This is a genomic window from Mesorhizobium ciceri biovar biserrulae, from assembly GCF_001618845.1.
GTDB lineage: Bacteria > Pseudomonadota > Alphaproteobacteria > Rhizobiales > Rhizobiaceae > Mesorhizobium > Mesorhizobium ciceri.
Map to the genome: position 1 here is coordinate 6,253,622 of NZ_CP015064.1, position 25,295 is coordinate 6,278,916.

The window sequence follows — 25,295 nt, forward strand, 5'->3', positions numbered from 1 at the left end:
AGAGCGTTTTATTGCATGGGACAGGCCAAGATTGAATTCCCTGGGGCCGGATTCTATTGCACCAGATATCGAGGGCTCGCCTTACGAAGCCCCCTCATCCGGCCGCTTCGCGGCCACCTTCTCCCCGAGGGGAGAAGAGACGGGCGCCAGCGTCTGCTGACTCCTCCTCGGGGAGAGGTCGGATTGTCCCGAATTGCTCTTCGCAATTCGGTTGGCAATCCGGGTGAGGGGGCCTGCGTTACCTGAGCAGATCAGGACGGACCGTCGCCATGGGTGACACGCCAGATGGTGCCGTTGCCGTCCTCGCTGACGATCAGCGCACCGTCGCTCGCAATCGCCACGCCGACCGGCCGGCCCCAGACCTCACCGTTGGAAACCACGAAGCCGGTGATGAAATCCTCATACGCGCCGGTCGGCTTGCCGTCCTTGAACAGCAACCGCACCACCTTGTAGCCGGTCCTGTTGCCGCGGTTCCATGACCCGTGCAGAGCGACGAACGCATCGCCCTTGTATTCAGCTGGAAAGCTCTTCCCCTCGTAGAAGGCGATGGTGAGCGGCGCCGAATGCGCCTGCATCAGCACATCGGGAACGGTCGTTTTGCCGGCAAGATCGGGGCGCTCACCCTTGTGGCGCGGATCCTCATTGTTGCCGATATAGTACCAGGGCCAGCCATAGAAAGCACCCTCCTTGACCACGGTCGCGTATTCGGGCGGCACATTGTCGCCAAGCGCATCGCGTTCGTTGACGACGCACCACAGCGCGCCGGTCGCCGGCTGCACAGTCATACCCGAGCAGTTGCGCAAGCCGGCGGCAAAGATGCGGCCGTTCTTGCCATCGGGATCGAAGGCCAGCACGTCGGCGCGGCCGTCTTCAGAACCCCAGGCTGCACCCAGCGGCTGCGATTTCGCCCAGGCATCGAGTCCGCCTTTCGGCTCCCGGCCCATGTCCTCGGCGACATTCGATCCCGAGCCGACCGAAAGGTAAAGCGTCTTGCCGTCCGGCGAGAAGGCGATATCGCGGGTCCAGTGATGACTGGCGGGGATGTTGCCGACGATGGTTTCCGGGTCGCCGGAGGCCTTCAGGTCGCCATTGCGGTAGGCAAAGCGCACGATGCTGTCGCTGTTGGCGACATAGACCCATTGCGGGTCAGCGCCCGGCGGATAGAAGGCAATGCCATAGGGCCGGTTGAGATTGCCGGCAAAGATGCCGTCCTGCGCCGGCTTCGCACTGCCTTCGGCGAGGCGATAGATGCGGACCTGGTTGGCTTTGCTGTCGGCGACGAACAGGTCGCCATTCGGTGCGACGCGTACGACGCGTGGATTGTCGATGCCCGATGCAACCAGCTCGGCCGAGAAACCCGGCGGCAGTTGCAGCTTCGCGTCTGCCGGCATGTCCGCGATGCCGGCGCTGTTCGAGGTCGACCGGGTGGCATTGGGCTTGGGCAGATCATCCGGTCTGATCAGGCGGCGTGTGCCCGGCTTGTCCGCTCGCCAGTCGCCGAAGGCGGCCGCGCCTTTCAGCACCGGCTCGTCCGCCTGCTGGGCGAATGAAGCGGTCGAGACAAACAGTGCGGCGGAAAGTGCCGGGCCGGCAAAACGCATCATTCGGTCCTCCAATGTTCGGGCGTGAAAACAGGAACGACCGGTTTCGTCGATCGTTCCACGGCACACGATGAGGTGAAGGAAGCTTGCGGTTTTCCGGTTCAGGTCCCGGCGGCGTAGAAATCGTCGTCGAGGCGTTTTTCCAACTCGACGAGGTCAGCCGGCAGCGGCAGGCCCATGGCGCGCATTTCCCGTAGCTTTTCGCGCAGCTGCTCCTGGATCTCGTGCTGGTCTTCCGGCTGGTTGACCATCTCCTCCAGCAGCAGGCTGATCCGGGCCTTGAATTCTTCGAGCGCCATCGTCGTCTCCTCGGTTGGATCAGCTCAGCGCAGCATGCGTGAAATCAGCTGCGCCGTATAGTCGACCATTGGGACGATGCGCGCGTAATTCAGCCGGGTCGGGCCGATGACGCCGAGCGCGCCGACGACGCGGGCATCCTTGTCGCGATAGGGGGCGACGACCAGCGACGAGCCCGACAGCGAAAACAGCTTGTTTTCCGAGCCGATGAAGATGCGCACACCCGAGCCCTGCTCGGCGAGGTCAAGCAGCTGGATAAGCCCGTCCTGCGTCTCCATGTCCTCGAACAGATGGCGCAGCAGCTCGATGTCGGCCTGGGCGGTGACGTTTTCAAGCAGATTGGCACGCCCGCGCACGATGAGCCGTGCCGGAAGGCCGCTGTCGGCACCGGCCCACACCGCCAGCCCCTTCTCCACCAGGTCCTGCGACAGCGTGTCGAGCGCGGCCCTGGTTTCTTCCTTGATGCGAGCGATCTCGATCCGCGCCTCGGCAAGCGTGCGGCCGCGTATATGGGCGTTGAGGAAATTCGAGGCCTCGTGCAGTTGCGAGACGGTGATGCCGGCGGGCAGGTCGACGACGCGGTTCTCGACGTCGCCATTCTGCGACACCAGCACCGCCAGCGCCTTGGTCGGCTCAAGCTGGATGAATTCGATGTGCTTCAGCGCCACCTCGTTCTTGGCGGCCAGCACCAGGCCGGCGCCGCGCGACATGCCCGACAGCATCTGGCTGGCCTCGGTCAGCATGTGCTCCAGCGTCGCACCGGAACCGGACGCCCGCACCTGTGCCTCGATGGCGCGGCGCTCCTCGTCGGAAAGGTCGCCAAGCTCCATGAAGGCATCGACGAAGAAACGCAGGCCGGCCTGCGTCGGCAGCCGGCCGGCCGAAATGTGCGGCGCGTAGATCAGGCCGAGATGCTCGAGGTCGCTCATCACGTTGCGGATGGTCGCCGGCGACAGTGAAGACGGCAGGATACGCGACAGGCTGCGCGATCCCACCGGTTCACCGTCCCTGAGATAGGAATCGACGATGCGCCGGAAGATGTCGCGGGAACGCATGTCGAGCGCCTGGAATACTGGCGACTGAAGCGCGGGCGACTGCGAACTCGGATCGACTGCCTTGGTCATACGGCCAAAAACCTCCGGCCCAAGGATACAGACTTACACCGCACCCGCGCAACCCGGTGTCTGTGTCCGATCGTCAGGCCATTTTCCTTTGCGCCACGCGTCCCATGCGGTTACAAGCCGGCCAAGATTCCGAAAAAATGACAAGAAAGCAGCCCTGAATGCGCCCTTCCAAACGCCAATTCGACGAAATGCGTGCCATCTCCTTCGAGCGTGGCGTCTCCAAGCATGCCGAAGGCTCATGCCTGGTGAAGTTCGGCGACACGCATGTCCTGTGCACGGCCAGCCTCGAGGAAAAAGTGCCGGGTTGGATGCGCAACTCCGGCAAGGGCTGGGTGACGGCGGAATACGGCATGCTGCCGCGCTCGACCGGCGAGCGCATGCGCCGTGAGGCTTCGGCCGGCAAGCAGGGCGGCCGCACGCTGGAAATCCAGCGGCTGATCGGCCGCTCCTTGCGCGCCGTGGTCGATTTGCAGGCGCTGGGCGAACAGCAGATCACCGTCGACTGCGACGTCATCCAGGCCGATGGCGGCACCCGCACCGCCTCGATCACCGGCGGCTGGGTGGCGCTGTATGACTGCCTGCGCTGGATGGAAGCGCGCCAGATGGCCAGCGTCGCCAAGGTGCTGAAGGATCATGTCGCTGCGATCTCCTGCGGCATCCATGACGGCCAGCCGGTCATCGACCTCGACTATATCGAGGATTCCGCGGCCGGCACCGACGCCAATTTCGTCATGACAGGCAAGGGTGGCATCGTCGAGATCCAGGGCACCGCCGAGGGCGAGCCTTTCTCCGAGGAGCAGTTCGCGGACCTGATGGGCCTGGCCAAGAAAGGCATCCAGCGCCTGGTGAGTTTGCAGCAGATGGCGGTGGCTTAGTTTTTAGATGTCGAGCCTGAGCGCCCCCCTCTGGCCTGCCGGCCATCTCCCCCTCAAGTGGGGAGATCGGATGTCGTCTAGGGCTTCGCCAATCTCCGGCGTTGTAGGGTGCGCGACAATGCAGAAGCTGCCAATCTCCCCAGCTGAGGGGGAGATGGCCGGCAGGCCAGAGGGGGGTGCCTCGTGACACCATCCGCCATCCTGGAATCGGCCCTCTACGTCACAGACCTGCCCGCCGCCGAAACCTTCTACACCGACATCCTCGGCCTCAATCTCCTCGGCAAGGTCGACGGCCGCCACCTGTTCTTCCGCTGCGGCCCCGGCGTGCTGCTCGTCTTCAACGCCGAGGCAACCAAAATCCCGCCGGCGCCTGACGCGAGGCTGCCGGTGCCACCGCACGGCGCGGTCGGCGAAGGCCATCTCTGCTTTGCGGCGACCGCCGATGAAATCGCCGGCTGGAAAGCCCATCTGGAGGCAAAGAAGATCGCCATCGAGAGCGAATTCGAGTGGCCGCAGGGCGGCCGTTCGATCTATATACGCGACCCCTCGGGCAATTCGATCGAATTTGCCGAGCCAAGAATCTGGGGCCTTTGATGCATTCTCTCGATGGCAAGAAGATCGTCGTCGCCAGCCATAATGAGGGCAAGCTGCGCGAATTCGCCGACCTGATGGGACCGTTCGGCTTCGAAGCGAAGTCGGCCAGGGAGTATGGCCTGCCGGAGCCGGACGAGACCGGCACCACCTTCGAGGAGAACGCCTACATCAAGGCGCTCGCCGCCGCCAAGGCGACCGGCCTGCCGGCGTTGTCGGACGATTCCGGCCTGTGCGTCGACGCGCTTGACGGCGCGCCCGGCGTCTACACCGCCAACTGGGCCGAAACCCCGGACGGTTCGCGTGACTTCGGCATGGCCATGCAACGCACCGAAGTGGCGCTGCAGGAGGTCGGCGCCGCCTTGCCGGAGCAGCGCAAGGGACGCTTTGTCGCCGTCATCTGCCTGGCGTTTCCCGACGGCGAGGCGGAATATTATCGCGGCGAGGCCGAGGGCACGCTGGTCTGGCCACCGCGCGGCGAGCTCGGCTTCGGCTACGATCCTGTGTTCCTGCCCGATGGCTTCGAAAAAACCTTCGGCGAAATGAGCGCCGAGGAAAAGCATGGCTGGAAGCCCGGCCAGGCCACGGCGCTGTCGCACCGCGCCCGTGCCTTCCAGAAATTCGCCAAAGCGAGATTGGGCTCGGCATGAGCATGCTGCTCGACCGGGCGCCCGGCTTCGGCGTCTATGTCCACTGGCCGTTCTGCGCGGCCAAATGCCCCTATTGCGACTTCAACAGCCATGTTCGCCACCAGCCGGTCGACCAGGAGCGCTTTGCCGCCGCCTTCGAGGCCGAACTGGCGACGATGCGCGAGCGCACCGGGCCGCGCGAGGTGACCAGCGTTTTTCTCGGCGGCGGCACGCCCTCGCTGATGAAGCCGGAAACCGTGGCCAGGGTTCTGGACGCCGTGGCGAAGAACTGGACGGTGCCCGATGGCATCGAGGTGACGCTGGAGGCCAATCCCTCCTCGGTCGAGGCCGAACGCTTTCGCGGCTACCGGGCAGCCGGCGTCAATCGCGTGTCGCTCGGCGTGCAGGCGCTGAACGACAAGGATTTGCGCTTCCTCGGCCGTTTGCACAATGTCGAACAGGCCCTGCACGCCATCGGCTTCGCGCGGGAAATATTCCCAAGGCTGTCCTTCGACTTGATCTACGCCCGCCCCGGCCAGACGCCGGAGGCTTGGGCATCGGAGCTGGAACAGGCGATCGGCCATGCCGCCGACCATCTGTCGCTCTACCAGCTGACCATCGAGGAAGGCACGCCCTTCCACGCGCTGCATGCGGCAAAGAAATTCGTCATCCCCGACAATGACCATGCCGCCGACCTCTATGCGCTGACGCAGGAGATCACCACGGCGCACGGCCTGCCGGCCTACGAGATTTCCAACCACGCCAGGCCGGGCGCCGAGAGCCGGCACAACCTGACCTATTGGCGCTATGGCGAATATGTCGGCGTCGGGCCGGGCGCGCATGGCCGCTTCGTCGAGAACGGCCGGCGCACGGTGACAATCGCCGAGCGGATGCCGGAAACCTGGGCCAATCTGGTCGAGGCCAAGGGCCATGGCGTCACCGGCGGCGAGATCCTGACGCGCTCGGAAGAGGCCGACGAATTCCTGCTGATGGGCCTGCGGCTGGCCGAAGGCATCGACCTCTCCCGCTACGAGGCGTTCTCCGGGCGCGGCCTGTCGAGCGCGCGGTTGTCGATGCTGCAGGGCGAAGGGCTGGTGGCGCCGATCGGCAATGCGCGCCTGCGCGCCACGGCCGCCGGCATGATCGTGCTCGACGCCGTGGTCGCCGATCTGGCGCGCTAACCCTTGAAGAACGTCCTTTTCGTCTGCAGCCAGAACCGCTTGCGCAGCCCGACCGCCGAACAGGTGTTTTCAACGCGCCGCGATATCGAGGTGGCCTCGGCAGGAACCAACCACGATGCCGACACGCCGCTGACGCATGAGCTGGTCGCTTGGGCCGACATTATCTTCGTCATGGAAAAGGCGCACCGCACCAAGCTGCAGAAGAAATTCAGGGCCAGCCTGAAGAAGGCGCGTGTGATCTGCCTCGACATACCTGACAATTATGAATTCATGGATCTGGAGTTGATTGGCCTTCTGAAGGCACGCGTTTCACGGTATCTCGGTTAAGACGCAATCCGCGAAGGCCACCCGCATGAACCTGACCGTATCCTCCTGGCAATTCTGGGCGCTGCTCTCGGCTGCATTCGCTGCCCTGACGGCGATCTTCGCCAAGGTCGGCATCGAGAACATCAATTCCGATTTCGCCACCTTCATCCGCACGATCATCATCCTGATCGTGCTCGGTGCCATCCTGCTCGCCAGCGGCCAGTTCCAGTCGCCGGCTACGATCTCGGGAAAGACCTGGGCTTTCCTCGCCCTGTCCGGTCTGGCGACCGGCGCTTCATGGCTCTGCTATTTTCGCGCCCTGAAGATCGGCAATGCGGCGCAGGTGGCGCCGATCGACAAGCTAAGCGTCGTGCTTGTGGCGGTGTTTGGCGCGGCCTTTCTCGGCGAGCGGTTGTCCGGAGCGAACTGGCTTGGCGTCACCCTTATCGCGGCGGGTGCTGTGCTGGTCGCCTATCGAGGGTAGTTGCGCGCCATGGCGTGCGTTCTTCGTTTCAAGACGGGTGATGAAGATATCGAAGCGATTGGGCATCGTCCGGTCAGTGCTCCGTCGTGCTGTCGGGTTTGTTGTCGGAAAGGCTGACGTTCGTCGGCAAGGTGCTGGCGACGCGCTCTTCGGTCAGGCTGTGCTCGGTCTTGGCAGACGGGCGCTTGTCCCTGGGGGTGGCAACGCGGTTGCGGCCGGCATAGTAGGGTTCGAAAGCGTCTTGTATCTTGAGGCTATCCATCCTGTCCTCCTCCGGAATCAGGGGGCTAATCTGCCAACGCCGGTTTGGTTCCCCACTGTGGCAAAGGAAAGGCGAATTCCCTACATCGGCATCAGCTTTTGCAAGCCCGCGTCAGCCGTGCCAAACAGGGCTGAATGGAGAAGTCGTCAGTGACCGCAGAGACGGGCAAGCGCAGCTATGTGGTCGGGCAGACCGAGATCGCGGCCCGGCCGCTGGAGCCGGCGCTCTATCTGGTGGCGACGCCGATCGGCAATCTCGCCGACATCACGCTGCGCGCGCTGGAGACGCTGGCCGCCGCCGACATCGTCGCTTGCGAAGACACACGGGTGTCGCGCGTGCTGCTCGACCGTTATGGCATCCGCCGCCGCACCACAGCCTATCATGAGCATAATGCCGGCGAGGCCGGGCCGAAGCTGATCGCGGCGCTGCAGGCCGGACAGAGCGTGGCGCTGATCTCTGATGCCGGCACGCCGCTGGTGTCCGATCCCGGCTACCGGCTGGTCGGCGAGGCGCTCGACCACGGCATTCGCGTCGTGCCTATCCCCGGCCCATCGGCGCCGCTCGCGGCGTTGACCGCATCCGGCCTGCCCTCCGATGCCTTCATGTTCGCCGGATTTTTACCGGTGAAGACCGGGCAGCGGCTGACGCGGCTGGAGGCACTGAAAGCCGTGCCGGCGACATTGATTTTCTTCGAATCGCCGCGCCGGCTGGCCGAATCCCTCGGTGCCATGGTCGAAGCGCTGGGCGGCGAGCGCAAGGCCGCGATCGGCAGGGAATTGACCAAGACCTTCGAGGAGATGCGAACCGGCACGCTGCAGGCGCTGGCCGACCACTATGCCGCGGCCGATACGCCGAAGGGCGAGATCGTCGTCTGCGTCGCTCCGGCCGAGGCCAGGGTCGACGAACCCGCCGACATCGACCGTCTGCTTCTGTCGCTTGCCGCCGAAATGCCGGCCTCCAAGGCGGCGGCGGAAGCCGCGAAGATGACCGGCGGCCAGAAACAGGCGCTCTATCGGCGATTGCTGGAGCTCAAGGATGCTTCGGGAGAAAGCGGCGGTGGCTGAACGCCCGAGCGCCAGCCGCCAGAAAGCCTATCGGCGCGGCCATCGCGGCGAATGGCTGGCGTCGGTAGCGCTGATGCTGAAAGGCTATCGCATTCTCGCCCGCCGCCACCGCACGCGCTTCGGCGAGATCGACCTGATCGCGCGGCGCGGCGATCTGGTGCTGTTCGTCGAGGTCAAGGCGCGCCGGTCGCTGATGGAAGCCATGGAGGCGATCGGCCACGAATCGGAACGTCGAATAGAAGGCGCGGCCGACATCTGGCTGTCGCGCCAAGCGGACTACGGCAGGCTGTCGATGCGCTTCGACATGGTCGCCGTGCTGCCCTGGCGCTGGCCGGTGCATGTCGAGAACGCGTTTTATGGGAAGAGTTAGAGGGGGCAGCCCTCCTTCATTCGTCATCCACGGGCGGAGCCCGTGGGACGAAGCGTGAGGGCCGCTACGCGGAACACTCCTCACCCCCAGATCATCAACGCCACCAACCCGACACCGCCCACCACCAGCCGCCACCAGCCGAATAGCGAGTAACCTTTGCGCGAGACGTAATCGAGCAGGAAGCGCACGACGATGAGCGCCGTGACAAAGGCGGCGACGAAGCCGACGGCGATGATCGGCAGGTCGGCGCTGCTCAGCACGTTGCGGTTCTTGAACAGGTCGAAGGCGAAGGCGCCGACCATGGTCGGGATTGCAAGGAAGAAGGAAAATTCAGCGGCCGCGCGCTTGTCGACGCCCAAAAGCAGGGCGCCGACGATGGTCGAGCCCGAACGCGATGTGCCGGGAATGAGCGACAGGCACTGGAAAAGCCCGATCTGCAGGTAAAGCCGGGTCGGGAAGCGCTCGACGTCGCGATAAACAGGCTTGAGGTTCATGCGGTCGACCACCAGCAGCACGACGCCGCCGATGATCAGCATGATGCAGATCAGCCTTGGCGATTCGAACAGCACCGTCTTGATGAAATCATGCGCCAGCGCGCCGATGAATGCCGCCGGCAGGAAGGCGATGAGGATGCCGATGACGAAATGCCTGGTCAGTCGGTCGTGCGGCAGTTCGAGCAGCATTTTCCAGAGGCGGCGGAAATAAACGCTGAGGATCGCCAGGATGGCGCCGAGCTGGATCAGGATCTCGAAGGCCTTGCCGGTCGAGTGGAAGCCGAGGAAATGGCCAGCGAGCAGGATATGGCCGGTCGAGGACACCGGGATGAACTCGGTCAGCCCCTCCAGCAGGCCGAGCAGCAGGGCTTCGACGATGGTCTGGCTTTCCATGGCTACCTCGGCATTGGCGTGACGGCTGACAGAAGGGCTTGCTTGTCATGGCGTTGAAGTCCCCCTATAGGTCGCAACACCCTGACGGCCCGCTAACCGGGCGGCCAAGACTTACCGGTGCGCCCTGCGATTCGCCAGTGCGCTTTATCATCGCGGAATCATGCTGACGCTTTTCCACCATCCCATGTTCGCCACCTGTCGCTTCGTCCGCCTCGCTTTCGGCGAGTATGGCGAGGAGCTGGCCCTGATCGAGGAAAAGCCGTGGACCCGGCGCAAGGAGTTCCTGGCGCTGAACCCGGCCGGCACGCTGCCGATCCTGCTGGCCGAAGGCGACGTGCCGATCGTCGGCGCGACGGTCATATCGGAATATCTCGATGAAACGCGCGGCGTGCTGAAGCGCGACAAGCGGCTGTTCGCCGAGGACCCGATGCAGCGCGCCGAAATCCGCCGGCTCATCGACTGGTATCTCAACAAGGCTGAAAGCGAAGTCACCCGTCATCTGGTGCGTGAGCGCGTGCTGAAGCCGGTCATGCCGGAAACGGCGGGCGGCGGCTCGCCCGACTCGGGCGCGATCCGTGCGGCGCGCGCCAACATCCGCCAGCACATGAAATACACCAACTGGCTGGCCGGCACCCGCCATTGGCTGGCCGGCTCGAGGGTCACCTATGCCGATCTCGCGGCCGCGGCGACGCTGTCGGTGCTCGATTATCTCGGCGAGATAGACTGGCGCGAGCACAGCGCTGCTCGCGAATGGTACACGCGGGTCAAGTCGCGGCCTTCCTTCCGGCCGCTTTTGACCGACCGGGTGCGCGGCCTGTCACCGGTGTCGCATTATGCGGACCTCGACTTCTGACGCCGCAAAACTGCGCGCGCTGATCGACGCTGAGGCGCAGCGCGCCGGCTTCGATGCCGTCGCCGTCACCTCCCCCGATGCGATCCCGCTGGCGCCGGCGCGCCTGGCCGAATTCGTCGCCGACGGCTTTCACGGCTCGATGGACTGGATCGCCGAGACGCTGCAACGCCGCAGTGAACCAACGGCCCTCTGGCCGCAGGTACGCTCGATCGTCGTGCTGGCGATGAACTACGGCCCCGACCATGATCTTCGCGAAGTGCTGGCCAAGCGCGACCGCGGCGCGATCTCGGTCTATGCGCAAAACCGCGACTATCACGATGTGATGAAAGGCCGGCTGAAGGAGATCGCCGGCAAGCTCGTTGCCCGCGCCGGCGGTGACGTGAAGGTGTTCGTCGACACCGCACCTGTCATGGAAAAGCCACTGGCCGAAGCCGCCGGGCTTGGCTGGCAAGGCAAACACACCAATCTGGTCAGCCGCGAGCACGGCTCCTGGCTGTTCCTCGGCACCATCTTCACCACCGCCGAACTCGTGCCCGACCGCGCCGAAATCGACCATTGCGGCTCCTGCCGCGCCTGCCTCGACGCGTGCCCGACCGATGCTTTTCCGGCGCCCTACCGGCTCGATGCGCGGCGCTGCATTTCCTATCTCACCATCGAGAACAAGGGGCCGATCCCGCACGAATTCCGCGAAAAGATCGGCAACCGCATCTATGGCTGCGATGACTGTTTAGCCGCCTGCCCGTGGAACAAATTCGCCCGGGCGGCTTCGGAAGCAAAACTCGCCGCGCGCGATGATCTGCGCGAACCACCGCTCGCCGACCTTTTGGGTCTCGATGACGCGGCCTTCCGCGCTTTCTTCTCCGGTTCGCCGATAAAACGCATCGGCCGCGATCGGTTCATCCGCAACGTGCTGATCGCCGCCGGCAATTCCGGCGAAGCGTCGCTGTCCGGCGCGGTGCTTGCGCTGCTCGGCGATCCGTCCCCGCTGGTGCGGGGCGCGGCAATTTGGGCGCTGGCGCGGCTGGTGCCCAACGCCGAATATTCAGAAAGGGCAGCCATCGGCCTGAAAACCGAGAGCGACGAAGCCGTGCGCGACGAATGGCGTCTGGGGCGGCCAACCAGGGCGAATGCATGAGCGAAAAGCAGATATTCATCTTCGGCGCCGGCTATTCCGGCAGGGCTTTTGCTCGGGCCAACAAAGGCGCCGCGACGATCTTCGGCACGACACGCTCGCCGGAAAAATTCGAGACGCTACGGCAGGCCGGCATCGCGCCGCTGCTGTTCGACGGCGCGATGACGGATGAGATTGGCGATGCATTGCGGAAAACAACGCATCTGCTGATTTCGGTCGCCCCGGAGGAGGCCGGCGATCCCGTGCTGGGTGCCGCCCGAGAGGCAATCGCTCAAATGCCTTTGCTGGAATGGATCGGCTATCTCTCTACGGTCGGGGTTTACGGCAATTATGACGGCGCCTGGGTCGATGAAACGGCTGAATGCCGGCCGGTGTCGAAGCGTTCGATGATGCGGGTGGCGGCAGAGCAGGACTGGCTGGAGCTGGGCCGCGAGATTCGCCGGCCGGTGGCGATCCTGCGACTCTCCGGCATTTACGGGCCGGGCCGCAATGCCCTGCTCAATCTGGAAAACGGCAGCGCAAGGCGGCTGGTCAAGCCGGACCAAGTGTTCAACCGCATCCATTGCGACGACATTACAGGCTCCCTGTGGCAGCTCATCCAAGGCAATAAAGGCGGCATCTTCAACGTCACCGACGATCTGCCGGCGCCGCCGCAGGATGTCGTCGCCTATGCCGCATCATTGATGGGTATAGAGCCGCCGCCCGAGATTCCTTTCGACGCCGCCCAACTTTCGCCCATGGCGCGGTCCTTCTATGGCGAGAACAAGCGCGTCGGCAACGCGGCGATCAAGGCGGCGGGCTATTCCCTGCGCTTTCCAGACTACCGCGCCGCCTTCGACCATATGTGGGCGAGCGACGACTGGCGCGACGGCGAGGCGCGCAGCCCGATGAAGCGCTAAAAGCAATTCCAGGAAAAGTGTGACACGGTTCTCCGTCCGGGATTGCGTCAAAACAGAGACAGAGCGGTTCACCGTTTCGGTGAACCGCTCTGTCGATCGAAGCGTTCCGCGTTGCATGCTATGATTCGGCCTGGTGGGGATCCGGTTTCATGAAAACACCGATACAGCCATCTCTCGGCAAAAAATTCAGGCTGGCGGCCGCTCTCGGCCTGTTCGTCCTTGCCGGTCTAGCCGTACGGCCGGCCGCGGCCGAGGAACGGGCAAAAGACCTGTTCGGCGCCAAGAAACTGCCAGCCGCGAGCGCGGCGCAATCGATCGGCTTCTATTCCAAGGGCTGTTTTGCCGGCGGCGTCGCCATTCCCATGGACGGTCCGACCTGGGAGGTGATGCGGCCGTCCCGCAACCGTCGCTGGGGCCATCCGGCTATGATCGCGGTGATCGAGAAATTGTCGCGCGATGCGGCAGCCGATGGTTGGCCGGGCCTGCTGATCGGCGACATTTCGCAGCCGCGCGGCGGCCCGATGCTGACCGGGCATGCCTCGCACCAGATCGGGCTCGACGCCGACATCTGGCTGACGCCGATGCCCAGCCGCCCGCTGTCGATGGCGCAGCGCGAATCGATGAGCGCCACCTTGATGGTCGATGAGAAGACCCATCTGGTGAAGGACGCGCTGTGGACGCCGGCGCACACAAGGCTTCTGAAGCGGGCGGCGAGCTACAGCCAGGTCGAGCGCATCCTGGTCAATCCGGGCATCAAGAAGAAACTCTGCGACACCGTCAGGGGCGACCGCGGCTGGCTGCGCAAAATCCGGCCGTTTTGGGGCCACGACTATCATTTTCACATGCGCATCGGCTGTCAGCCGGGATCCCCCGGCTGCAAGGCGCAGGAAGCGACGCCGGACGATGACGGTTGCGGCAAGCCATTGGCCTGGTGGTTCACGCAGGAGCCGTGGCGGCCCAACAAGAACCCGGATGCCCCCAAGGCACGCGACCTGATGACGATGGCGAACCTGCCGAGCGAATGCCGCGCCGTGCTCGACGCGCCGGGGCCGGTTTCCGCCGAGGCGGCGACCTATCACGGCGGCGGCGTGCCGGTCGCGGCTGCCGCACCCGAACCCGAATCCGAAGCGCCGTCATTGCCCGCCACCCCGGCCGCCGCCGGCTTGCCAAGCACGGTGAACGCTTTCACGGCGACCCCCGAGATCGGCGTGCCGCTGCCGCGGCCGCGGCCGCCAGGAAACTGACGGTCACGGCTCAATCGGTTCGGGGCCTCATTTTTGCGAAACCGTGTCGGTTTGGCCGCACAGCCGGCCTCAGCGCGCCGCCGGGGTCGAAAACCGTTTCCCTTTTCAAACCCATGCGCTAGTCAACGGAAGAACGGCTAGATGCCGTCGGTGGCGCCGGAGACGGACGAGAGCATGCCAGGCACAGGCGACGACGATACTTTGTTGCGGTTTCCGATCCTTATCGGCGACATCGGCGGCACCAATGCGCGCTTTTCGATCGTGCTCGACGCCAATTCCGAGGCAGGCGAGCCGACCATCGTCCAGACGGCGAACTACAACACCATCGACGAGGCGATCCAGGCGGCCGTGCTCGATCGCTCGTCGGTGCGTCCCAATTCGGCGGTGCTGGCGGTGGCCGGTCCGGTCGACGGCGACGAGATCGAACTGACCAACTGCCCCTGGATCGTCAAGCCGAGAAAAATGTTCGCCAGCCTCGGCCTGAGCGACATCGTCGTGCTCAACGATTTCGAGGCGCAGGCGCTGGCCGTCGTCGCGCTCGGCGAGGAGCACATGGAAAAGATCGGCGGCGGCACGCCGGAGCCCAATGCCGGCCGCGTCGTGCTCGGCCCCGGAACCGGGCTCGGCGTCGCCGGGCTGGTCCATGCGCTGCACCACTGGATACCGGTGCCCGGCGAGGGCGGCCATATGGACATCGGTCCGCGCTCGGCCCGCGATTTCGAGGTTTTTCCGCATATCGAGAAGCTGGAGGGCCGCATTTCGGGCGAGCAGATCCTGTGCGGACGCGGTCTGGTCAATGTCTATCGGGCGGTTGCCAAGGCGGACGGCAAGCCGTCGCCCTTCACCACGCCGGCCGAGATCACTGCCGCGGCACTTGCGAAAACCGATCCGGTTGCCGAGGAAGCGCTGGAGACCTTCGTCACCTGCCTTGGGCGCACGGCAGGCGACCTTGCTCTGGTGTTCATGAGCCGCGGCGGCGTGTTTCTCACCGGTGGCATCGCGCAGAAGATCGTGCCGGCGCTGAAAGCCGGCAATTTCCGCGCCGCTTTCGAGGACAAGGCGCCGCACAGCGCGATGATGCGCACCATGCCGGTCTATGTCATTACCCATCCGCTGGCCGCACTTCTGGGCCTTGCCGCCTATGCCAGGAACCCCTCGCTGTTCGGTGTCCAGACCGAGGGCCGGCGCTGGCGCGACGAAGTTAGTCACCCCGAGGCATAGGCAAGCTGGCTGCTTGGCGTTAAGAGGGGTGCCAAATTGCCCGGCCGCGGGAAGCGGAAATCTACGAAGCGCTCCAATTTGACATTTCAGCCCCCCAATTTGTCGAAACCCCGTGCGGGAGAGATCGTGGCGGTCATCCGCCGTATCCTCCAGGAAAATGGCCGCGACTATCGGGGCGCGTATATTTTCACCATCCTCTGCCTGCTGACCGTGTCGGCGACGACGGCGCTTGCCGCCTGGATCATGAGCCCGGTCGTCAACCAGATCTTCTACGAACGACGCGGCGACCTGATCCCATGGATCTGCGCCGCACTGCTCGGTGCCTTCATCCTGCGCGGCCTTGCCGGCTACGGCCAGGCGGTGACGATGGCCAGGATCGGCAACAATCTGGTGGCGCGCTATCAGCAGCGCATCTTCAACCATCTGATGAAGCTTGGCGTCTCCTTCTTCAACGACACAAGGTCCGGGCGGCTGGCCGCGCAGGTCAACGAGAACGTCAACGGCATTCGCGACCTGTTGTCGATGACGGTGACCTCGACCGCGCGTGATGCCGTCTCGCTGGTCGGCCTGGTCGGCGTGATGATCTACCAGGATCCGATACTCTCCTTGAGTTCGCTGCTGATCGGGCCGCCGCTGATCTGGACCGTCACCTATCTGATGCGCCGGGTGCGCCGCATCACGCGCGAATCGGTGCAGATCAACTCTCGGCTGATCGGCGCCATGCAGGAAGCCACGCAAGGCATCGCCATCGTCAAGGCCTTCACCATGGAGGACGAGCTGTCGCGCCGGATCAGCCAGCTCGCCGAGGATGCCGAGCAGCGGTCGAACAAGATCGCTCGCGTCTCCGAGCGGCTGACGCCGGTTTCCGAACTGCTGGCCGGCATCGCCTTCGCCAGCGTCATCGCCTATTCCGGCTACCGGGCCACCGTTCTCGGCCAGCCGCCGGGCGCGGTGTTTTCCTTCATCACGGCGCTGACGCTCGCCTATGATCCGGCCCGCCGTCTGGCGCGCATGCAGGTCGGCATGGAACGCGCGCTTGTGAATGCGCGCATGATCTACGAGCTTCTCGACATCGAGCCGCAGCAGAGCGACGCCCAAGGCGCCGCCGAGGCGAAATTCACCTCCGGCGAAGTGCGTTTCAACAACGTCTCCTTCCGCTATGTCGAGGAGGCCCCGGTGCTGCAGGATCTGAGTTTCGTCGCCGCGGCCGGCAAGGTGACGGCAATCGTCGGCGCTTCGGGCGCCGGCAAGACGACATTGGTGGCGCTGCTGCAGCGCTTCTACGATGTCGAGGCGGGGTCGATCGAGATCGACGGCCAGGACATCTCGAAGGTCACCAAACAGTCGCTGCGCGGTTCCATCGCCTATGTCTCGCAGCAGCCCTATCTGTTCGAAGGCACCATCCGCGACAATATCCGCTACGGCCGGCTGAGCGCCACCGATGCCGAGATCGAACAGGCCGCGGGCCAAGCCGCGGCCGACGACTTCATCCGCCAGCAGCCGCAGGGCTACGACACGCCAGTCGGCGAGAACGGCGTGACGCTGTCCGGCGGCCAGCGCCAGCGCGTCTCGATCGCGCGGGCCATCGTGCGGCAGGCACCGATCCTTTTGCTCGACGAAGCGACATCGGCGCTCGACAACGAGGCCGAGGCTCGCGTCCAGCAGGCGCTGACAAAGGTCATGGAAGGCCGCACCACCATCGTCATCGCGCACCGGCTGTCGACGGTGGTCAATGCCGACCACATCATCGTCATGGAACAGGGCCGGCTGGTCGAGGAAGGCACGCACGCCTCGCTGATGGCCGATCCGCACAGCGTCTATGCCCGCTTCCACCGCATCCAGGGCGTCAAGGGTCTGGGGCTTGTCGACGACAGCGCGCCGATCCGGACTTCGGCGCAACGCCTGTCACAAGGCATCGACACGCAGAGCATCGCCGGGAGCACGACATGAGCGCCACGCCCGCAACCGACGGACCGGCAAATGATATGGGCCTGGTGGTGGTGGGCGCCGCCGGCCGCATGGGCCAGACGCTGATCCGCGCCATCCACTCTATATCAGGCGCGCGGGTCATCGGCGCGGTCGAGCGGGCGGATTCGCCGCATCTGGGCAAGGATGCCGGTGAGCTGGCCGGCATCGGCATCATCAACGTGCCGATCAGCGACGATCCGCTGCCGGTGTTCGCCAAGGCCGACGGTGTGCTCGATTTCACCACGCCTGCTTCGACGGTCGAATTCGCCGGCTACGCGGCGCAGGCGCGCATCGTCCATGTCATAGGCACGACCGGCTGTTCGGCCGATGACAATGCCAGGATCGCGGCGGCGGCGCGCCATGCGACGATCGTCAAGTCGGGCAATATGAGCCTCGGCGTCAATCTGCTGGCGGTGCTGGTCGAGCAGGCGGCGCGCGCGCTCGATGCCGACGATTTCGACATCGAGATCCTCGAAATGCACCACAAGCACAAGGTCGACGCGCCTTCGGGCACGGCGCTGCTGCTGGGTGAAGCCGCCGCCGCCGGGCGTGGTATCGAGCTCTCAGGCAACGACGTGCGCGTCCGCGACGGCCACACCGGGGTGCGCAAGACGGGCTCGATCGGCTTTGCCACGTTGCGCGGCGGCTCTGTCGTCGGCGACCACAGCGTGATGCTGGCCGGAACCGGCGAGCGCATCACCCTGTCGCACCACGCCGAGGACCGCGCCATCTTCGCCCGCGGCGCCGTCAAGGCGGCGCTTTGGGCGCGTGGCAAGAAGCCGGGACTGTATTCGATGCGGGACGTGCTCGGCCTCAGCTGAGCCGGCCTGATCCATAAACCTGAAGGAGCAAACATGTCGCGAACCCTCGTGCTCGTGCGCCACGGCCAGAGCGAATGGAATTTGAAGAACCTGTTCACCGGCTGGCGCGACGTCGACCTGACCGAACAGGGCCACGCCGAGGCCAAGGCCGCCGGGCAAAAGCTCAAGGCGCGCGGCCTGAAATTCGACATCGCCTTCACCTCCGCGCTGATCCGGGCGCAAAAGACATGCCAGCACATCCTCGACGCGGTTGGCCAGGGCGACCTGAAGACCATCCGCGACCAGGCGCTCAACGAGCGCGACTATGGCGACCTCTCCGGCCTCAACAAGGACGACGCCCGCAAGAAATGGGGCGAGGAGCAGGTGCATGTCTGGCGCCGCTCCTACGACGTGCCGCCGCCTGCCGGCGAAAGCCTGAAGGACACCGGCGCCCGCGTCTGGCCCTATTACCTGCACGATTTGCAGCCGCATGTGCTGCGCGGCGGCACCGTGCTGGTCGCCGCGCACGGCAACTCCCTGCGCGCGCTGATCATGGCGCTCGACGGCAAGTCGGGCGAGGAGATCGTCAAGCTGGAACTCGGCACCGGCGTGCCGGTCATCTACCAGCTCAACGCCGATTCCACCGTCGCTTCCAAGGAAGTGCTGGACGACTGAGCCGGCGAACGGAGCACCTGCGAAAAAAGCGCGTTGACACACATGGCTTGCCCGCTTACATGAGCCCGCACCAGCCCAGATGGCGGAATTGGTAGACGCGCACGGTTCAGGTCCGTGTTCCGCAAGGAGTGGAGGTTCGAGTCCTCTTCTGGGCACCAAATTCCCGTTTCGAACCACTCGACGGTTCAGAAACTTAGAGAAAAAGCCCGGTTCGCCCGGGCTTTTTCTTTTCAGCCAACCTCCCCTTCCGGCCAGTCCCCTCACAAACCGCTTCAAACTCCGCGGCCGCTTCGCTACGCTCAAAACCATGGCTCAATCCACCAACCCGATCTTCGGTGCCCGCCGCGACCAGGCGTTCCCCACGCTGGCCGAGGTGGACATCGACCGCATGCGCCGGTTCGGCGAGGCCAGCACCTATGCGGCCGGCGAGAACATCGTCACGGCAGGCGATGTGGCGCCCGGTCTGATCGTCGTGCTGTCGGGCAGCGTGGACATCACCCAGGATGGCGGGATCGGCCGGCGCGAGACGATCGTCACGCACGGCCCGGGCAGCTTTGTCGGCGAGCTGGCGCAGCTTTCGGCCCGTCCCTCGCTGGTGAATGCGCAGGCCGCCGAGCCGGTGGAGGCGTTCGTCATCGCCTCGCAGCGGCTGCGCGACCTGATGGTGCAGGAGGCCAATCTCGGCGAGCGCATCATGCGGGCGCTGATCCTGCGCCGCGTCGGGCTTTTGGAGAGCGCCACCAGCGGGCCGATCATCATCGGACCCCAGGACAATGCCGACGTGTTGCGGCTGCAGGGTTTTCTGGCGCGCAGCGGCCAGCCGCACCGCGTGCTCGATTCCGACAGCGATCCCTGCGCCAAAACGCTGGTCGAACGCTTCGAGGTCGATCCGCACCACCTGCCGATCGTGCTCTGTCCAAACGGCAGGCTGCTGATGAACCCCGGCGAAAAGGACCTCGCCCGCTGCGTCGGCCTGTTGCGCCCGATCGATGCCGATACGGTGTATGACGTGGCCATCGTCGGCGCCGGCCCGGCAGGGCTGGCGGCGGCGGTCTATGCGGCATCCGAAGGGCTGTCGACGATCGTGCTCGATTGCCGTGCCTTCGGCGGACAGGCCGGCGCCTCCTCGCGCATCGAGAACTATCTCGGTTTCCCGACCGGCATCACCGGCATGGCGCTGATGGCGCGCGCCTACAACCAGGCGCAGAAATTCGGCGTTGAAATGGTCATCCCGGACGAGGCGAAGCTTTTGAGCGCGGCCACCGACACGTCAGGCGCCCGCTATCTGCTCGATGTCGGTGACGGCGAGACCGTGCGCACGCGCAGCGTGGTGATCGCCAGCGGCGCGCGCTATCGCCGCCTCGACATCGCCAATCTTGCGCGGTTCGAGGGGACGTCCGTGCACTATTGGGCGTCGCCCATAGAAGGGCGGCTTTGCGCCGGCCAGGAAGTGGCGCTGGTCGGCGCCGGCAATTCGGCGGGCCAAGCGGCGGTTTACCTCGCCAGCCATGCGCGGAAAGTGGCGCTGCTGGCGCGTGGTGGCAGCCTCGAAGCCTCGATGTCGCGCTATCTGGTCGAGCGCATCAGGGCGCAGCCGAATATCGAAGTGCTGACCGGGACCGAAATCGAGGCGCTGGAGGGCGAAGAGGGCAATCTTGCCATGGTGCGCTGGCGCAACCGCGCCAGCGGCGCGGAAACGACGCGCCCGATCCGCCATCTCTTTCTCTTCATCGGCGCCGATCCGAACACCGATTGGCTGGCCAACTGCGATGTCGCGCTGGACGCCAGGGGTTTCGTGCGCACCGGATCGGACATAGGATCGGCGCAGATGGAGACGAGCCGCAGCGGCGTGTTCGCCATAGGCGATGTCCGCGCCGGTTCGGTCAAACGGGTCGCGGCGGCTGTCGGCGAAGGCGCCCAGGTGGTCGCGGCTCTGCATGCCTACCTCGCGCGCGGCAACGCCGACACATTTCGAATGGCCGGGAGACCATGATGGATGAATGCAGACATACGCGCGACATCAGGAAGGTCACGCCGAGCGCGCTCGGCTGCGAGGAATGCCTGAAGAGCGGGTCGAAATGGGTGCATCTGCGGCTGTGCCGTACCTGCGGCCATGTCGGCTGCTGCGACGACTCGCCCAACCGCCACGCCACCAAGCATTTCCACGCCACCAAGCATCCGATCATCGAGGGCTACGATCCACCCGAAGGCTGGGCATGGTGCTATGTCGACGAGGTGTTTGTCGATCTCGGCGACGATGTGACCCCGCAGAACGGTCCGATCCCGCGCTTTGTTTGAGCGCCCTGGAGACGCCGAAGAAGAGCCCGGTTCGCCCGGGCTTTTCTTTGTCCAGCATTACGCGCTCGATGCCCGACTGTCCGCAAACTGACAGCTTACCCGTTCCAGTGTCCTGCCAGCTCACGATCATCCGAGCCCGACAAAGCTTTGACATGATCGCGGCTAGTTTAGAAGTATTCAAAACTGGAAGGCTCGCATGCACCCCACCTATACAAGCGCACAAAAAGCCATTCACTGGGCGGTGTTTCTGCTGGTCATCGGCCTTTATGGCTTGACCTATGTGGAAGAACTTTTTCCGCGCGGCGATCCCGGCCGCGCGCTCGTCTGGTGGTTCCATATTTCGTTCGGGCTGCTGTTGGTTGCGCTGGTCGTCATCCGCGTCGGCCTGCGCCTGATACTGGGAACGCCAGGGCTGCAGACGGAAATGTCGGAGCTTGAACGATGGGCGGCCAAGATCGCGCATCTGCTGCTCTATGCGCTGCTGGTGACCATTCCGGCTCTCGGCATCCTGCTGACTTGGTATAGGGGCGACGCCTTGAGCTTCTTCGGCCTCTTCACCATCCCGGCCCCGGTATCGCCCGACCGCGACACGGCCCGGTTCATCAGGGAACTGCACAGCCTGTGCGCCAATTCGATCCTCATCCTCGCCGGAGTGCACGCGGCCGCGGCGCTATGGCATCATTTCATCCGCAAGGACGACGTGCTCAAGCGAATGCTGCCGGAAAGCACGCTCTCCTGGAGCAAGTCCGGGAAAGTGTGAAGTGGTTTCCCAGGAAAAGCGCATAGCGCCTTCCCTCGTTGATCGGGAGGGCCTTTCCTTCGACCTTCTTTTTCTTCAGAAGGCGCTCTCCCCGAGAGGGCTAACGCCGACCGATAGCGCCTACCGCACGGAGCCGGTGACGGTCGGGTCGATCATGCTGGGAACCGACTTGCGTTCGTTTCCGGCAAGCGCCGCTATGATCAGCAGGCTGGCAACCACCGGGACAAACAGGATGGCAACGCGAGCCTGCACGTAAAATATGGCGCGCCATTCATTGCGCTTGTCGGGGCTGTTGCTCATCATACTCACTTTGTCGGCCCCCCGGGCCGTGACATAGAAGCTAACGGTTAAACAACTCCTTCCGACTTCGTTAACCCGGCGGATTTGAGGCGAAATTCCCATGCGATCCCCAAGATGGCGATCCAGGCTTCAGTTGAGTCCGATGCGGCTGGCGCCCTGCCGGAACAGCGCTACGGCATCCGGTTCGAAGCGGAAGGTGCCGATGAAATCGTCGGCGCAATAGTCCGGCCTTGTCTTGCGGATGGCGGCGGCGAAGCCGCGCGCCTCGTCGAGCCGTCCGGCCAGCGCCAGGCAGTGCGCGGCGATCGCCAGTATGATGGCGTGGGCGTTGGGCCGCGCCGCCGCCTTTAGCGCCCATTCGGCCGCCTCCTCGAACTGGCCGAGCCGGACATGCGCCATGGCGCGTGCGCCCAGCATGCCGAACAGCAGCGGGTCGAACGGGCTGAGATGGCGCGAATGATCGGAAGAGCCTATCGCCGCTCGCGGGTCGCCCGACTGCGAATGCACGAAGGACAAAGCGTAGTGGCCGAGCGCGAAGTTGGGGCTGAGATCGACCGCCCGCTCGAGTTCGAGCAGCGAGCCGTCCTGCTCGCCGCGCAGCCACAGCGCCCGGCCCATCGCCCAATGGGCGGCCGGATTGTGGTCGTCGACCAGCAGGCTGTGGCCGGCGCTCTCGAACGCCAGCGCGCTTTCGCGGTCGCGATCGCCCCAGCGCTGGAAGGCGTTCTGCCAGTGGGTGAAGGACAGGCCGGCATAGGCACGGGCGAAGGTCGGGTCGAGCTGCAAGGCCTGCGCAAAAAAATGCCGCGCCTGCTCGTTTTCGGCCTGGGTGAAGCGGTACATGTGCCAGAGGCCGCGATGGTAGGCCTCCCAGGCGTTGAGCGAGCTGGGCGCCTTCAGCATGGCGCGGTTGCGCTCGACCGTTTCGATCTCGGCCGAGATCGAGGAGACGATGCTGTTGCCGATGTCGTCGAGCACGGAAAAGATGTCATCGGGCCTGCGCTCGAAGGTCTCGGCCCAGACGATCCTGGCGCTGCGCACCTCGATCAGCTCGACGCTGACGATGAGGCGGCCGGACGGGCTACGCACCGTGCCGGTGGCGACATAGTCGACATTCAGCCGGCGGCCGGCATCCTCGGGCGCGATGTTCTGCTCTGCCAGCGCAAACACCGATCCGCGCGCGATGACGAAGAAATCCCTGAGCTTGGCCAGACGGGTGATGATGTCGTGGGTGAAACCGTCGGCCAATCCGCCGCGCGTGCCGCCGCTCTCCTCGACAAACGGCATCACCGCCAGCGAAGCGTGGCTGGGCTCGACCGGGCCGGGTGCGGTGGGCATGGTGGCCACCAGTGGCGATAGCGTGGACAGGCAGGCCGTTCGAAGCGAGGTGCCCGACTGTCGGTCACGGATCGCCCGCCAGGCCGCGCGAAGCGGTGCGAAATCGAGCTCCTCCGACCGAAACAATCGTTCCGCCGCGGCCAGATGCTCTTCGGCCGCGCCGACCTCGCCGCGCCCGGCCAGATTGGACAGCAACGCCAGATGTCCGCACGTGTCGAACGGCGCCAGTTCCACCCATGTGTCGAGATGGGCGATCGCCTCGTCACTATAAGCCGGCAGGCTCGCGACAAGGCGTTCCAGCACGGCGGCATGGCAAGCGCTGAAGCGGCGGCGCTGCGAGATCAGCCAGCTGTTGAAATGCGGGCTGCGCTCGAGCTCCAGCCCGTCGAGGAAATCGCCGGCAAACAGTCCGGCCAGCACGCGCAAGCGCTCGACGTCAAGCGTGCCGATCCCTTGCGCGGCGGCGCGGCTGACCTCCAGCACATCGACCAGGCAATCGTCGAGATCGAGTGCGACCGTATCGCCTTGGGTGGAGACCCGGCGCCGGGCCGGCATGTCAAGCGCGCCGCGCAGCTTGCTCAGGCACCAGCGCAGTTCGCCCCTTGGGTCGTTCGGCACATCCCACAACAACTCGCACAGGCGACTGCGGCTGACCGGATGCGGCGCCAGCGCCAGATAGGCGAGCAGCGCGCGCAGCTTGCGTGACGCGGGCAGGGCAACCGGAGCGCCGTCGCGGGAGATCATCAGCGGTCCGAGCAGGCGCACGGAAAGGACCGGCATGTCGCCGTCCGGCCTCGATCGAGTGGATTCCACGTGCGTTTCCACGCCTGCTCCCACGCTGGTCTGTCGGCCTCTCCTGTATCACCAAACACGACACGGCGCATCCGGCAGCGGATCTCAGCGCCGGATACGGGCATTGCCGCTGTGCGGCATGTCAGTCCTAGCGCGGCAAGGTCACCAAACCTCGCCGCCCAGCCCGCCGGTTTGTAACCGGCCCGTGAAGACAAAACGCGATGACAATCAAGGAGACCAAGATGTTGCAGCAGCAGAAGATCAGAACCACGGCCGGGCGCGGCCGCCTGTTCGACAGCATTCTCGACACCGTCGGCGACACGCCGGTGGTTCGCATCAACAATCTCGGACCATCCCACGCGACGATCTACGTCAAGGCCGAGTATTTCAATCCCGGCGCCTCGGTGAAGGACCGGCTGGCGCTCAACATCATCGAGGAGGGCGAGCGCAGCGGGGCGCTGAAGCCGGGCCAGACGGTGGTCGAGGCGACCAGCGGCAACACCGGCATTGGCCTCGCCATGGTCTGCGCGCAAAAGGGCTATCCGCTGGTCGTCACCATGGCCGACAGTTTTTCGGTCGAGCGCCGCAAACTGATGCGCATGCTGGGCGCCAAGGTGGTGCTGACGCCGCGCGCCGAAAAAGGTTTCGGCATGTACAAGAAGGCGGTGGAACTGGCCGAGGCCAATGGCTGGTTCCTTGCCCGCCAGTTCGAGACGACCGCCAACGCCGCCATCCACGAGGCAACGACGGCGCGCGAGATCGTCAATGATTTCGCCGGCTCGCGGCTTGATTGCTTCGTCACCGGCTATGGCACCGGCGGCACGGTGGTGGGCGTGGCGCGCGTGCTGCGCAGCGAGCGGCCGGAAACCCGCATCGTGCTCTCCGAGCCGGCCAACGCGCAGCTCATCGGCAGCGGCAAGGTCCAGCAGCGCGGCGTCGATGGTGCTCCCGCCGCCAGCCATCCAGCCTTCGAGCCGCACCCGATCCAGGGCTGGACGCCAGATTTCATCCCCAACGTGCTGCAGGAGGCGATCGACACCAGCCTCTATGACGAGGTGATGCCGATCGCCGGGCCCGAGGGCATCAAATGGGCGAGGGAATTGGCGCGCAAAGAGGGCATCTTCACCGGCATTTCCGGCGGCGCGACCTTCGCCGTGGCACGGCAGGTCGCGGAGGAGGCGCCGGCCGGTGCGGTGATCCTGTGCATGCTGCCCGACACCGGCGAACGCTATATGTCGACGCCGCTGTTCGACGGCATCGAGGCCGAGATGGATGCCGACGAGACCGCCCTGTCGCGCTCGACGCCCGGCTGCCAGTTCCCGGCGGCTTGACGGGAGATCTGGT

Annotated in this window: 27 protein-coding genes and 1 tRNA gene; 21 read left to right on the forward strand and 7 right to left on the reverse strand. The window is 65.0% G+C overall.

Annotated elements, in window-relative coordinates:
• Positions 1–251: 251 nt before the first annotated feature.
• From A4R29_RS29600 to hrcA, 3 genes are all read right to left on the reverse strand, one after another.
• Positions 252–1,604, reverse strand: coding sequence for a PQQ-dependent sugar dehydrogenase (locus tag A4R29_RS29600; protein WP_082827514.1), 1,353 nt, complete (start codon positions 1,602–1,604; stop codon positions 252–254).
• Positions 1,605–1,702: 98 nt separating this feature from the next.
• Positions 1,703–1,900, reverse strand: a complete 198-nt coding sequence (locus tag A4R29_RS29605) for a hypothetical protein (RefSeq protein ID WP_013528634.1) — start codon at positions 1,898–1,900, stop codon at positions 1,703–1,705.
• 24 nt (positions 1,901–1,924) lie between these two features.
• The gene (gene hrcA / locus A4R29_RS29610) at positions 1,925–3,022 is read right to left on the reverse strand and encodes a heat-inducible transcriptional repressor HrcA (RefSeq protein WP_027161211.1); all 1,098 of its coding nucleotides are present in this window, start codon (positions 3,020–3,022) and stop codon (positions 1,925–1,927) included.
• Between the two features lie 158 nt (positions 3,023–3,180).
• On the opposite strand from hrcA, the gene rph reads away from it, so the two are divergent.
• From rph to A4R29_RS29640, 6 genes are all read left to right on the forward strand, one after another.
• A complete protein-coding gene (gene rph, locus A4R29_RS29615; RefSeq protein WP_013528632.1) occupies positions 3,181–3,897 on the forward strand; it encodes a ribonuclease PH in 717 nt (238 codons plus the stop codon).
• 183 nt (positions 3,898–4,080) lie between these two features.
• On the forward strand, positions 4,081–4,491 hold the full coding sequence (locus tag A4R29_RS29620) for a VOC family protein (protein ID WP_063173473.1): 411 nt from the start codon (positions 4,081–4,083) through the stop codon (positions 4,489–4,491).
• Complete coding sequence (gene rdgB, locus A4R29_RS29625; RefSeq protein ID WP_063173474.1) at positions 4,491–5,138, forward strand: RdgB/HAM1 family non-canonical purine NTP pyrophosphatase; 648 nt, start codon at positions 4,491–4,493, stop codon at positions 5,136–5,138. The genes A4R29_RS29620 and rdgB overlap by 1 nt, the downstream gene beginning before the upstream one ends.
• Positions 5,135–6,298: a radical SAM family heme chaperone HemW gene (gene hemW, locus A4R29_RS29630; RefSeq protein WP_063173475.1), complete on the forward strand. Its 1,164-nt coding sequence runs from the start codon at positions 5,135–5,137 to the stop codon at positions 6,296–6,298. Before rdgB ends, hemW begins: the two co-directional genes overlap by 4 nt.
• A 3-nt stretch (positions 6,299–6,301) precedes the next feature.
• Positions 6,302–6,625 carry a low molecular weight protein tyrosine phosphatase family protein gene (locus tag A4R29_RS29635; protein ID WP_027161207.1) on the forward strand — a complete coding sequence of 108 codons (324 nt, stop codon included), beginning with the start codon at positions 6,302–6,304 and terminating at the stop codon, positions 6,623–6,625.
• 25 nt (positions 6,626–6,650) lie between these two features.
• Positions 6,651–7,088, forward strand: coding sequence for an EamA family transporter (locus A4R29_RS29640; protein ID WP_063173476.1), 438 nt, complete (start codon positions 6,651–6,653; stop codon positions 7,086–7,088).
• Between the two features lie 73 nt (positions 7,089–7,161).
• Here the strand turns inward: A4R29_RS29640 and A4R29_RS29645 are convergent, their stop codons facing one another.
• Positions 7,162–7,350: a hypothetical protein gene (locus tag A4R29_RS29645; RefSeq protein ID WP_013528626.1), complete on the reverse strand. Its 189-nt coding sequence runs from the start codon at positions 7,348–7,350 to the stop codon at positions 7,162–7,164.
• A gap of 134 nt (positions 7,351–7,484) precedes the next feature.
• Here A4R29_RS29645 and rsmI point away from each other — a divergent pair, with 134 nt between their 5' ends.
• Together rsmI and A4R29_RS29655 are read left to right on the forward strand one after the other, a co-directional pair.
• Positions 7,485–8,414: a 16S rRNA (cytidine(1402)-2'-O)-methyltransferase gene (gene rsmI, locus A4R29_RS29650; RefSeq protein ID WP_063173477.1), complete on the forward strand. Its 930-nt coding sequence runs from the start codon at positions 7,485–7,487 to the stop codon at positions 8,412–8,414.
• Positions 8,407–8,784 carry a YraN family protein gene (locus A4R29_RS29655; protein WP_024502180.1) on the forward strand — a complete coding sequence of 126 codons (378 nt, stop codon included), beginning with the start codon at positions 8,407–8,409 and terminating at the stop codon, positions 8,782–8,784. Before rsmI ends, A4R29_RS29655 begins: the two co-directional genes overlap by 8 nt.
• Before the next feature lie 80 nt (positions 8,785–8,864).
• Here A4R29_RS29655 and A4R29_RS29660 read toward each other — a convergent pair whose 3' ends face one another.
• Positions 8,865–9,671 carry an undecaprenyl-diphosphate phosphatase gene (locus tag A4R29_RS29660; protein WP_013528623.1) on the reverse strand — a complete coding sequence of 269 codons (807 nt, stop codon included), beginning with the start codon at positions 9,669–9,671 and terminating at the stop codon, positions 8,865–8,867.
• A 160-nt stretch (positions 9,672–9,831) separates the two neighbouring features.
• On the opposite strand from A4R29_RS29660, the gene A4R29_RS29665 reads away from it, so the two are divergent.
• The 12 genes from A4R29_RS29665 (at position 9,832) to A4R29_RS29720 (ending at position 21,521) form a co-directional block, all read left to right on the forward strand.
• A complete protein-coding gene (locus A4R29_RS29665) occupies positions 9,832–10,524 on the forward strand; it encodes a glutathione S-transferase family protein (protein ID WP_013528622.1) in 693 nt (230 codons plus the stop codon).
• Complete coding sequence (gene queG / locus A4R29_RS29670; protein ID WP_063173478.1) at positions 10,505–11,659, forward strand: tRNA epoxyqueuosine(34) reductase QueG; 1,155 nt, start codon at positions 10,505–10,507, stop codon at positions 11,657–11,659. The genes A4R29_RS29665 and queG overlap by 20 nt, the downstream gene beginning before the upstream one ends.
• Entirely contained in the window at positions 11,656–12,555 is a 900-nt protein-coding gene (locus A4R29_RS29675) for an SDR family oxidoreductase (RefSeq protein WP_063173479.1), read from the forward strand. The genes queG and A4R29_RS29675 overlap by 4 nt, the downstream gene beginning before the upstream one ends.
• A 149-nt stretch (positions 12,556–12,704) precedes the next feature.
• Positions 12,705–13,799 (forward strand): penicillin-insensitive murein endopeptidase, encoded by a 1,095-nt coding sequence (mepA, locus tag A4R29_RS29680; protein WP_063173480.1) that lies wholly within the window; start codon positions 12,705–12,707, stop codon positions 13,797–13,799.
• A gap of 174 nt (positions 13,800–13,973) precedes the next feature.
• On the forward strand, positions 13,974–15,020 hold the full coding sequence (locus A4R29_RS29685) for a glucokinase (protein ID WP_063173837.1): 1,047 nt from the start codon (positions 13,974–13,976) through the stop codon (positions 15,018–15,020).
• 78 nt (positions 15,021–15,098) lie between these two features.
• Positions 15,099–16,970: an ABC transporter ATP-binding protein gene (locus tag A4R29_RS29690; RefSeq protein ID WP_063173481.1), complete on the forward strand. Its 1,872-nt coding sequence runs from the start codon at positions 15,099–15,101 to the stop codon at positions 16,968–16,970.
• Positions 16,967–17,809: a 4-hydroxy-tetrahydrodipicolinate reductase gene (gene dapB, locus A4R29_RS29695; protein ID WP_024502174.1), complete on the forward strand. Its 843-nt coding sequence runs from the start codon at positions 16,967–16,969 to the stop codon at positions 17,807–17,809. Before A4R29_RS29690 ends, dapB begins: the two co-directional genes overlap by 4 nt.
• A 33-nt stretch (positions 17,810–17,842) precedes the next feature.
• Positions 17,843–18,463 (forward strand): 2,3-bisphosphoglycerate-dependent phosphoglycerate mutase, encoded by a 621-nt coding sequence (locus A4R29_RS29700; RefSeq protein ID WP_013528615.1) that lies wholly within the window; start codon positions 17,843–17,845, stop codon positions 18,461–18,463.
• A 73-nt stretch (positions 18,464–18,536) separates the two neighbouring features.
• A tRNA-Leu gene (locus A4R29_RS29705) sits at positions 18,537–18,621 on the forward strand.
• Positions 18,622–18,770: 149 nt separating this feature from the next.
• Positions 18,771–20,456, forward strand: a complete 1,686-nt coding sequence (locus A4R29_RS29710) for an FAD-dependent oxidoreductase (RefSeq protein ID WP_063173482.1) — start codon at positions 18,771–18,773, stop codon at positions 20,454–20,456.
• Positions 20,453–20,761: a UBP-type zinc finger domain-containing protein gene (locus tag A4R29_RS29715; RefSeq protein ID WP_063173483.1), complete on the forward strand. Its 309-nt coding sequence runs from the start codon at positions 20,453–20,455 to the stop codon at positions 20,759–20,761. Before A4R29_RS29710 ends, A4R29_RS29715 begins: the two co-directional genes overlap by 4 nt.
• 196 nt (positions 20,762–20,957) lie before the next feature.
• Complete coding sequence (locus A4R29_RS29720; protein WP_013528613.1) at positions 20,958–21,521, forward strand: cytochrome b; 564 nt, start codon at positions 20,958–20,960, stop codon at positions 21,519–21,521.
• A 120-nt stretch (positions 21,522–21,641) separates the two neighbouring features.
• Here A4R29_RS29720 and A4R29_RS29725 read toward each other — a convergent pair whose 3' ends face one another.
• Positions 21,642–21,821 (reverse strand): hypothetical protein, encoded by a 180-nt coding sequence (locus tag A4R29_RS29725; protein WP_023814179.1) that lies wholly within the window; start codon positions 21,819–21,821, stop codon positions 21,642–21,644.
• A 129-nt stretch (positions 21,822–21,950) separates the two neighbouring features.
• The gene (locus A4R29_RS29730) at positions 21,951–23,939 is read right to left on the reverse strand and encodes a transcriptional regulator (RefSeq protein ID WP_063173484.1); all 1,989 of its coding nucleotides are present in this window, start codon (positions 23,937–23,939) and stop codon (positions 21,951–21,953) included.
• Positions 23,940–24,193: 254 nt separating this feature from the next.
• Here A4R29_RS29730 and cysK point away from each other — a divergent pair, with 254 nt between their 5' ends.
• Positions 24,194–25,282 carry a cysteine synthase A gene (cysK, locus tag A4R29_RS29735; protein WP_063173838.1) on the forward strand — a complete coding sequence of 363 codons (1,089 nt, stop codon included), beginning with the start codon at positions 24,194–24,196 and terminating at the stop codon, positions 25,280–25,282.
• Positions 25,283–25,295 lie beyond the last annotated feature (13 nt).

Excerpts from the sequence above, each read along its gene's own strand:
- A4R29_RS29700 (WP_013528615.1), top strand. The coding sequence starts at position 17,843 with ATGTCGCGAACCCTCGTGCTCGTGCGCCACGGCCAGAGCGAATGGAAT.
- A4R29_RS29710 (WP_063173482.1), top strand. The coding sequence starts at position 18,771 with ATGGCTCAATCCACCAACCCGATCTTCGGTGCCCGCCGCGACCAGGCG.
- rdgB (WP_063173474.1), top strand. The coding sequence starts at position 4,491 with ATGCATTCTCTCGATGGCAAGAAGATCGTCGTCGCCAGCCATAATGAG.
- A4R29_RS29725 (WP_023814179.1), bottom strand. The coding sequence starts at position 21,821 with ATGAGCAACAGCCCCGACAAGCGCAATGAATGGCGCGCCATATTTTAC.
- A4R29_RS29600 (WP_082827514.1), bottom strand. The coding sequence starts at position 1,604 with ATGATGCGTTTTGCCGGCCCGGCACTTTCCGCCGCACTGTTTGTCTCG.
- hrcA (WP_027161211.1), bottom strand. The coding sequence starts at position 3,022 with ATGACCAAGGCAGTCGATCCGAGTTCGCAGTCGCCCGCGCTTCAGTCG.
- A4R29_RS29720 (WP_013528613.1), top strand. The coding sequence starts at position 20,958 with ATGCACCCCACCTATACAAGCGCACAAAAAGCCATTCACTGGGCGGTG.
- mepA (WP_063173480.1), top strand. The coding sequence starts at position 12,705 with ATGAAAACACCGATACAGCCATCTCTCGGCAAAAAATTCAGGCTGGCG.
- queG (WP_063173478.1), top strand. The coding sequence starts at position 10,505 with ATGCGGACCTCGACTTCTGACGCCGCAAAACTGCGCGCGCTGATCGAC.
- dapB (WP_024502174.1), top strand. The coding sequence starts at position 16,967 with ATGAGCGCCACGCCCGCAACCGACGGACCGGCAAATGATATGGGCCTG.
- A4R29_RS29715 (WP_063173483.1), top strand. The coding sequence starts at position 20,453 with ATGATGGATGAATGCAGACATACGCGCGACATCAGGAAGGTCACGCCG.
- A4R29_RS29675 (WP_063173479.1), top strand. The coding sequence starts at position 11,656 with ATGAGCGAAAAGCAGATATTCATCTTCGGCGCCGGCTATTCCGGCAGG.
- A4R29_RS29685 (WP_063173837.1), top strand. The coding sequence starts at position 13,974 with ATGCCAGGCACAGGCGACGACGATACTTTGTTGCGGTTTCCGATCCTT.
- A4R29_RS29605 (WP_013528634.1), bottom strand. The coding sequence starts at position 1,900 with ATGGCGCTCGAAGAATTCAAGGCCCGGATCAGCCTGCTGCTGGAGGAG.
- cysK (WP_063173838.1), top strand. The coding sequence starts at position 24,194 with ATGTTGCAGCAGCAGAAGATCAGAACCACGGCCGGGCGCGGCCGCCTG.
- A4R29_RS29665 (WP_013528622.1), top strand. The coding sequence starts at position 9,832 with ATGCTGACGCTTTTCCACCATCCCATGTTCGCCACCTGTCGCTTCGTC.
- hemW (WP_063173475.1), top strand. The coding sequence starts at position 5,135 with ATGAGCATGCTGCTCGACCGGGCGCCCGGCTTCGGCGTCTATGTCCAC.
- A4R29_RS29645 (WP_013528626.1), bottom strand. The coding sequence starts at position 7,350 with ATGGATAGCCTCAAGATACAAGACGCTTTCGAACCCTACTATGCCGGC.
- A4R29_RS29660 (WP_013528623.1), bottom strand. The coding sequence starts at position 9,671 with ATGGAAAGCCAGACCATCGTCGAAGCCCTGCTGCTCGGCCTGCTGGAG.
- A4R29_RS29640 (WP_063173476.1), top strand. The coding sequence starts at position 6,651 with ATGAACCTGACCGTATCCTCCTGGCAATTCTGGGCGCTGCTCTCGGCT.
- rsmI (WP_063173477.1), top strand. The coding sequence starts at position 7,485 with ATGGAGAAGTCGTCAGTGACCGCAGAGACGGGCAAGCGCAGCTATGTG.
- A4R29_RS29730 (WP_063173484.1), bottom strand. The coding sequence starts at position 23,939 with ATGCCGGTCCTTTCCGTGCGCCTGCTCGGACCGCTGATGATCTCCCGC.
- rph (WP_013528632.1), top strand. The coding sequence starts at position 3,181 with ATGCGCCCTTCCAAACGCCAATTCGACGAAATGCGTGCCATCTCCTTC.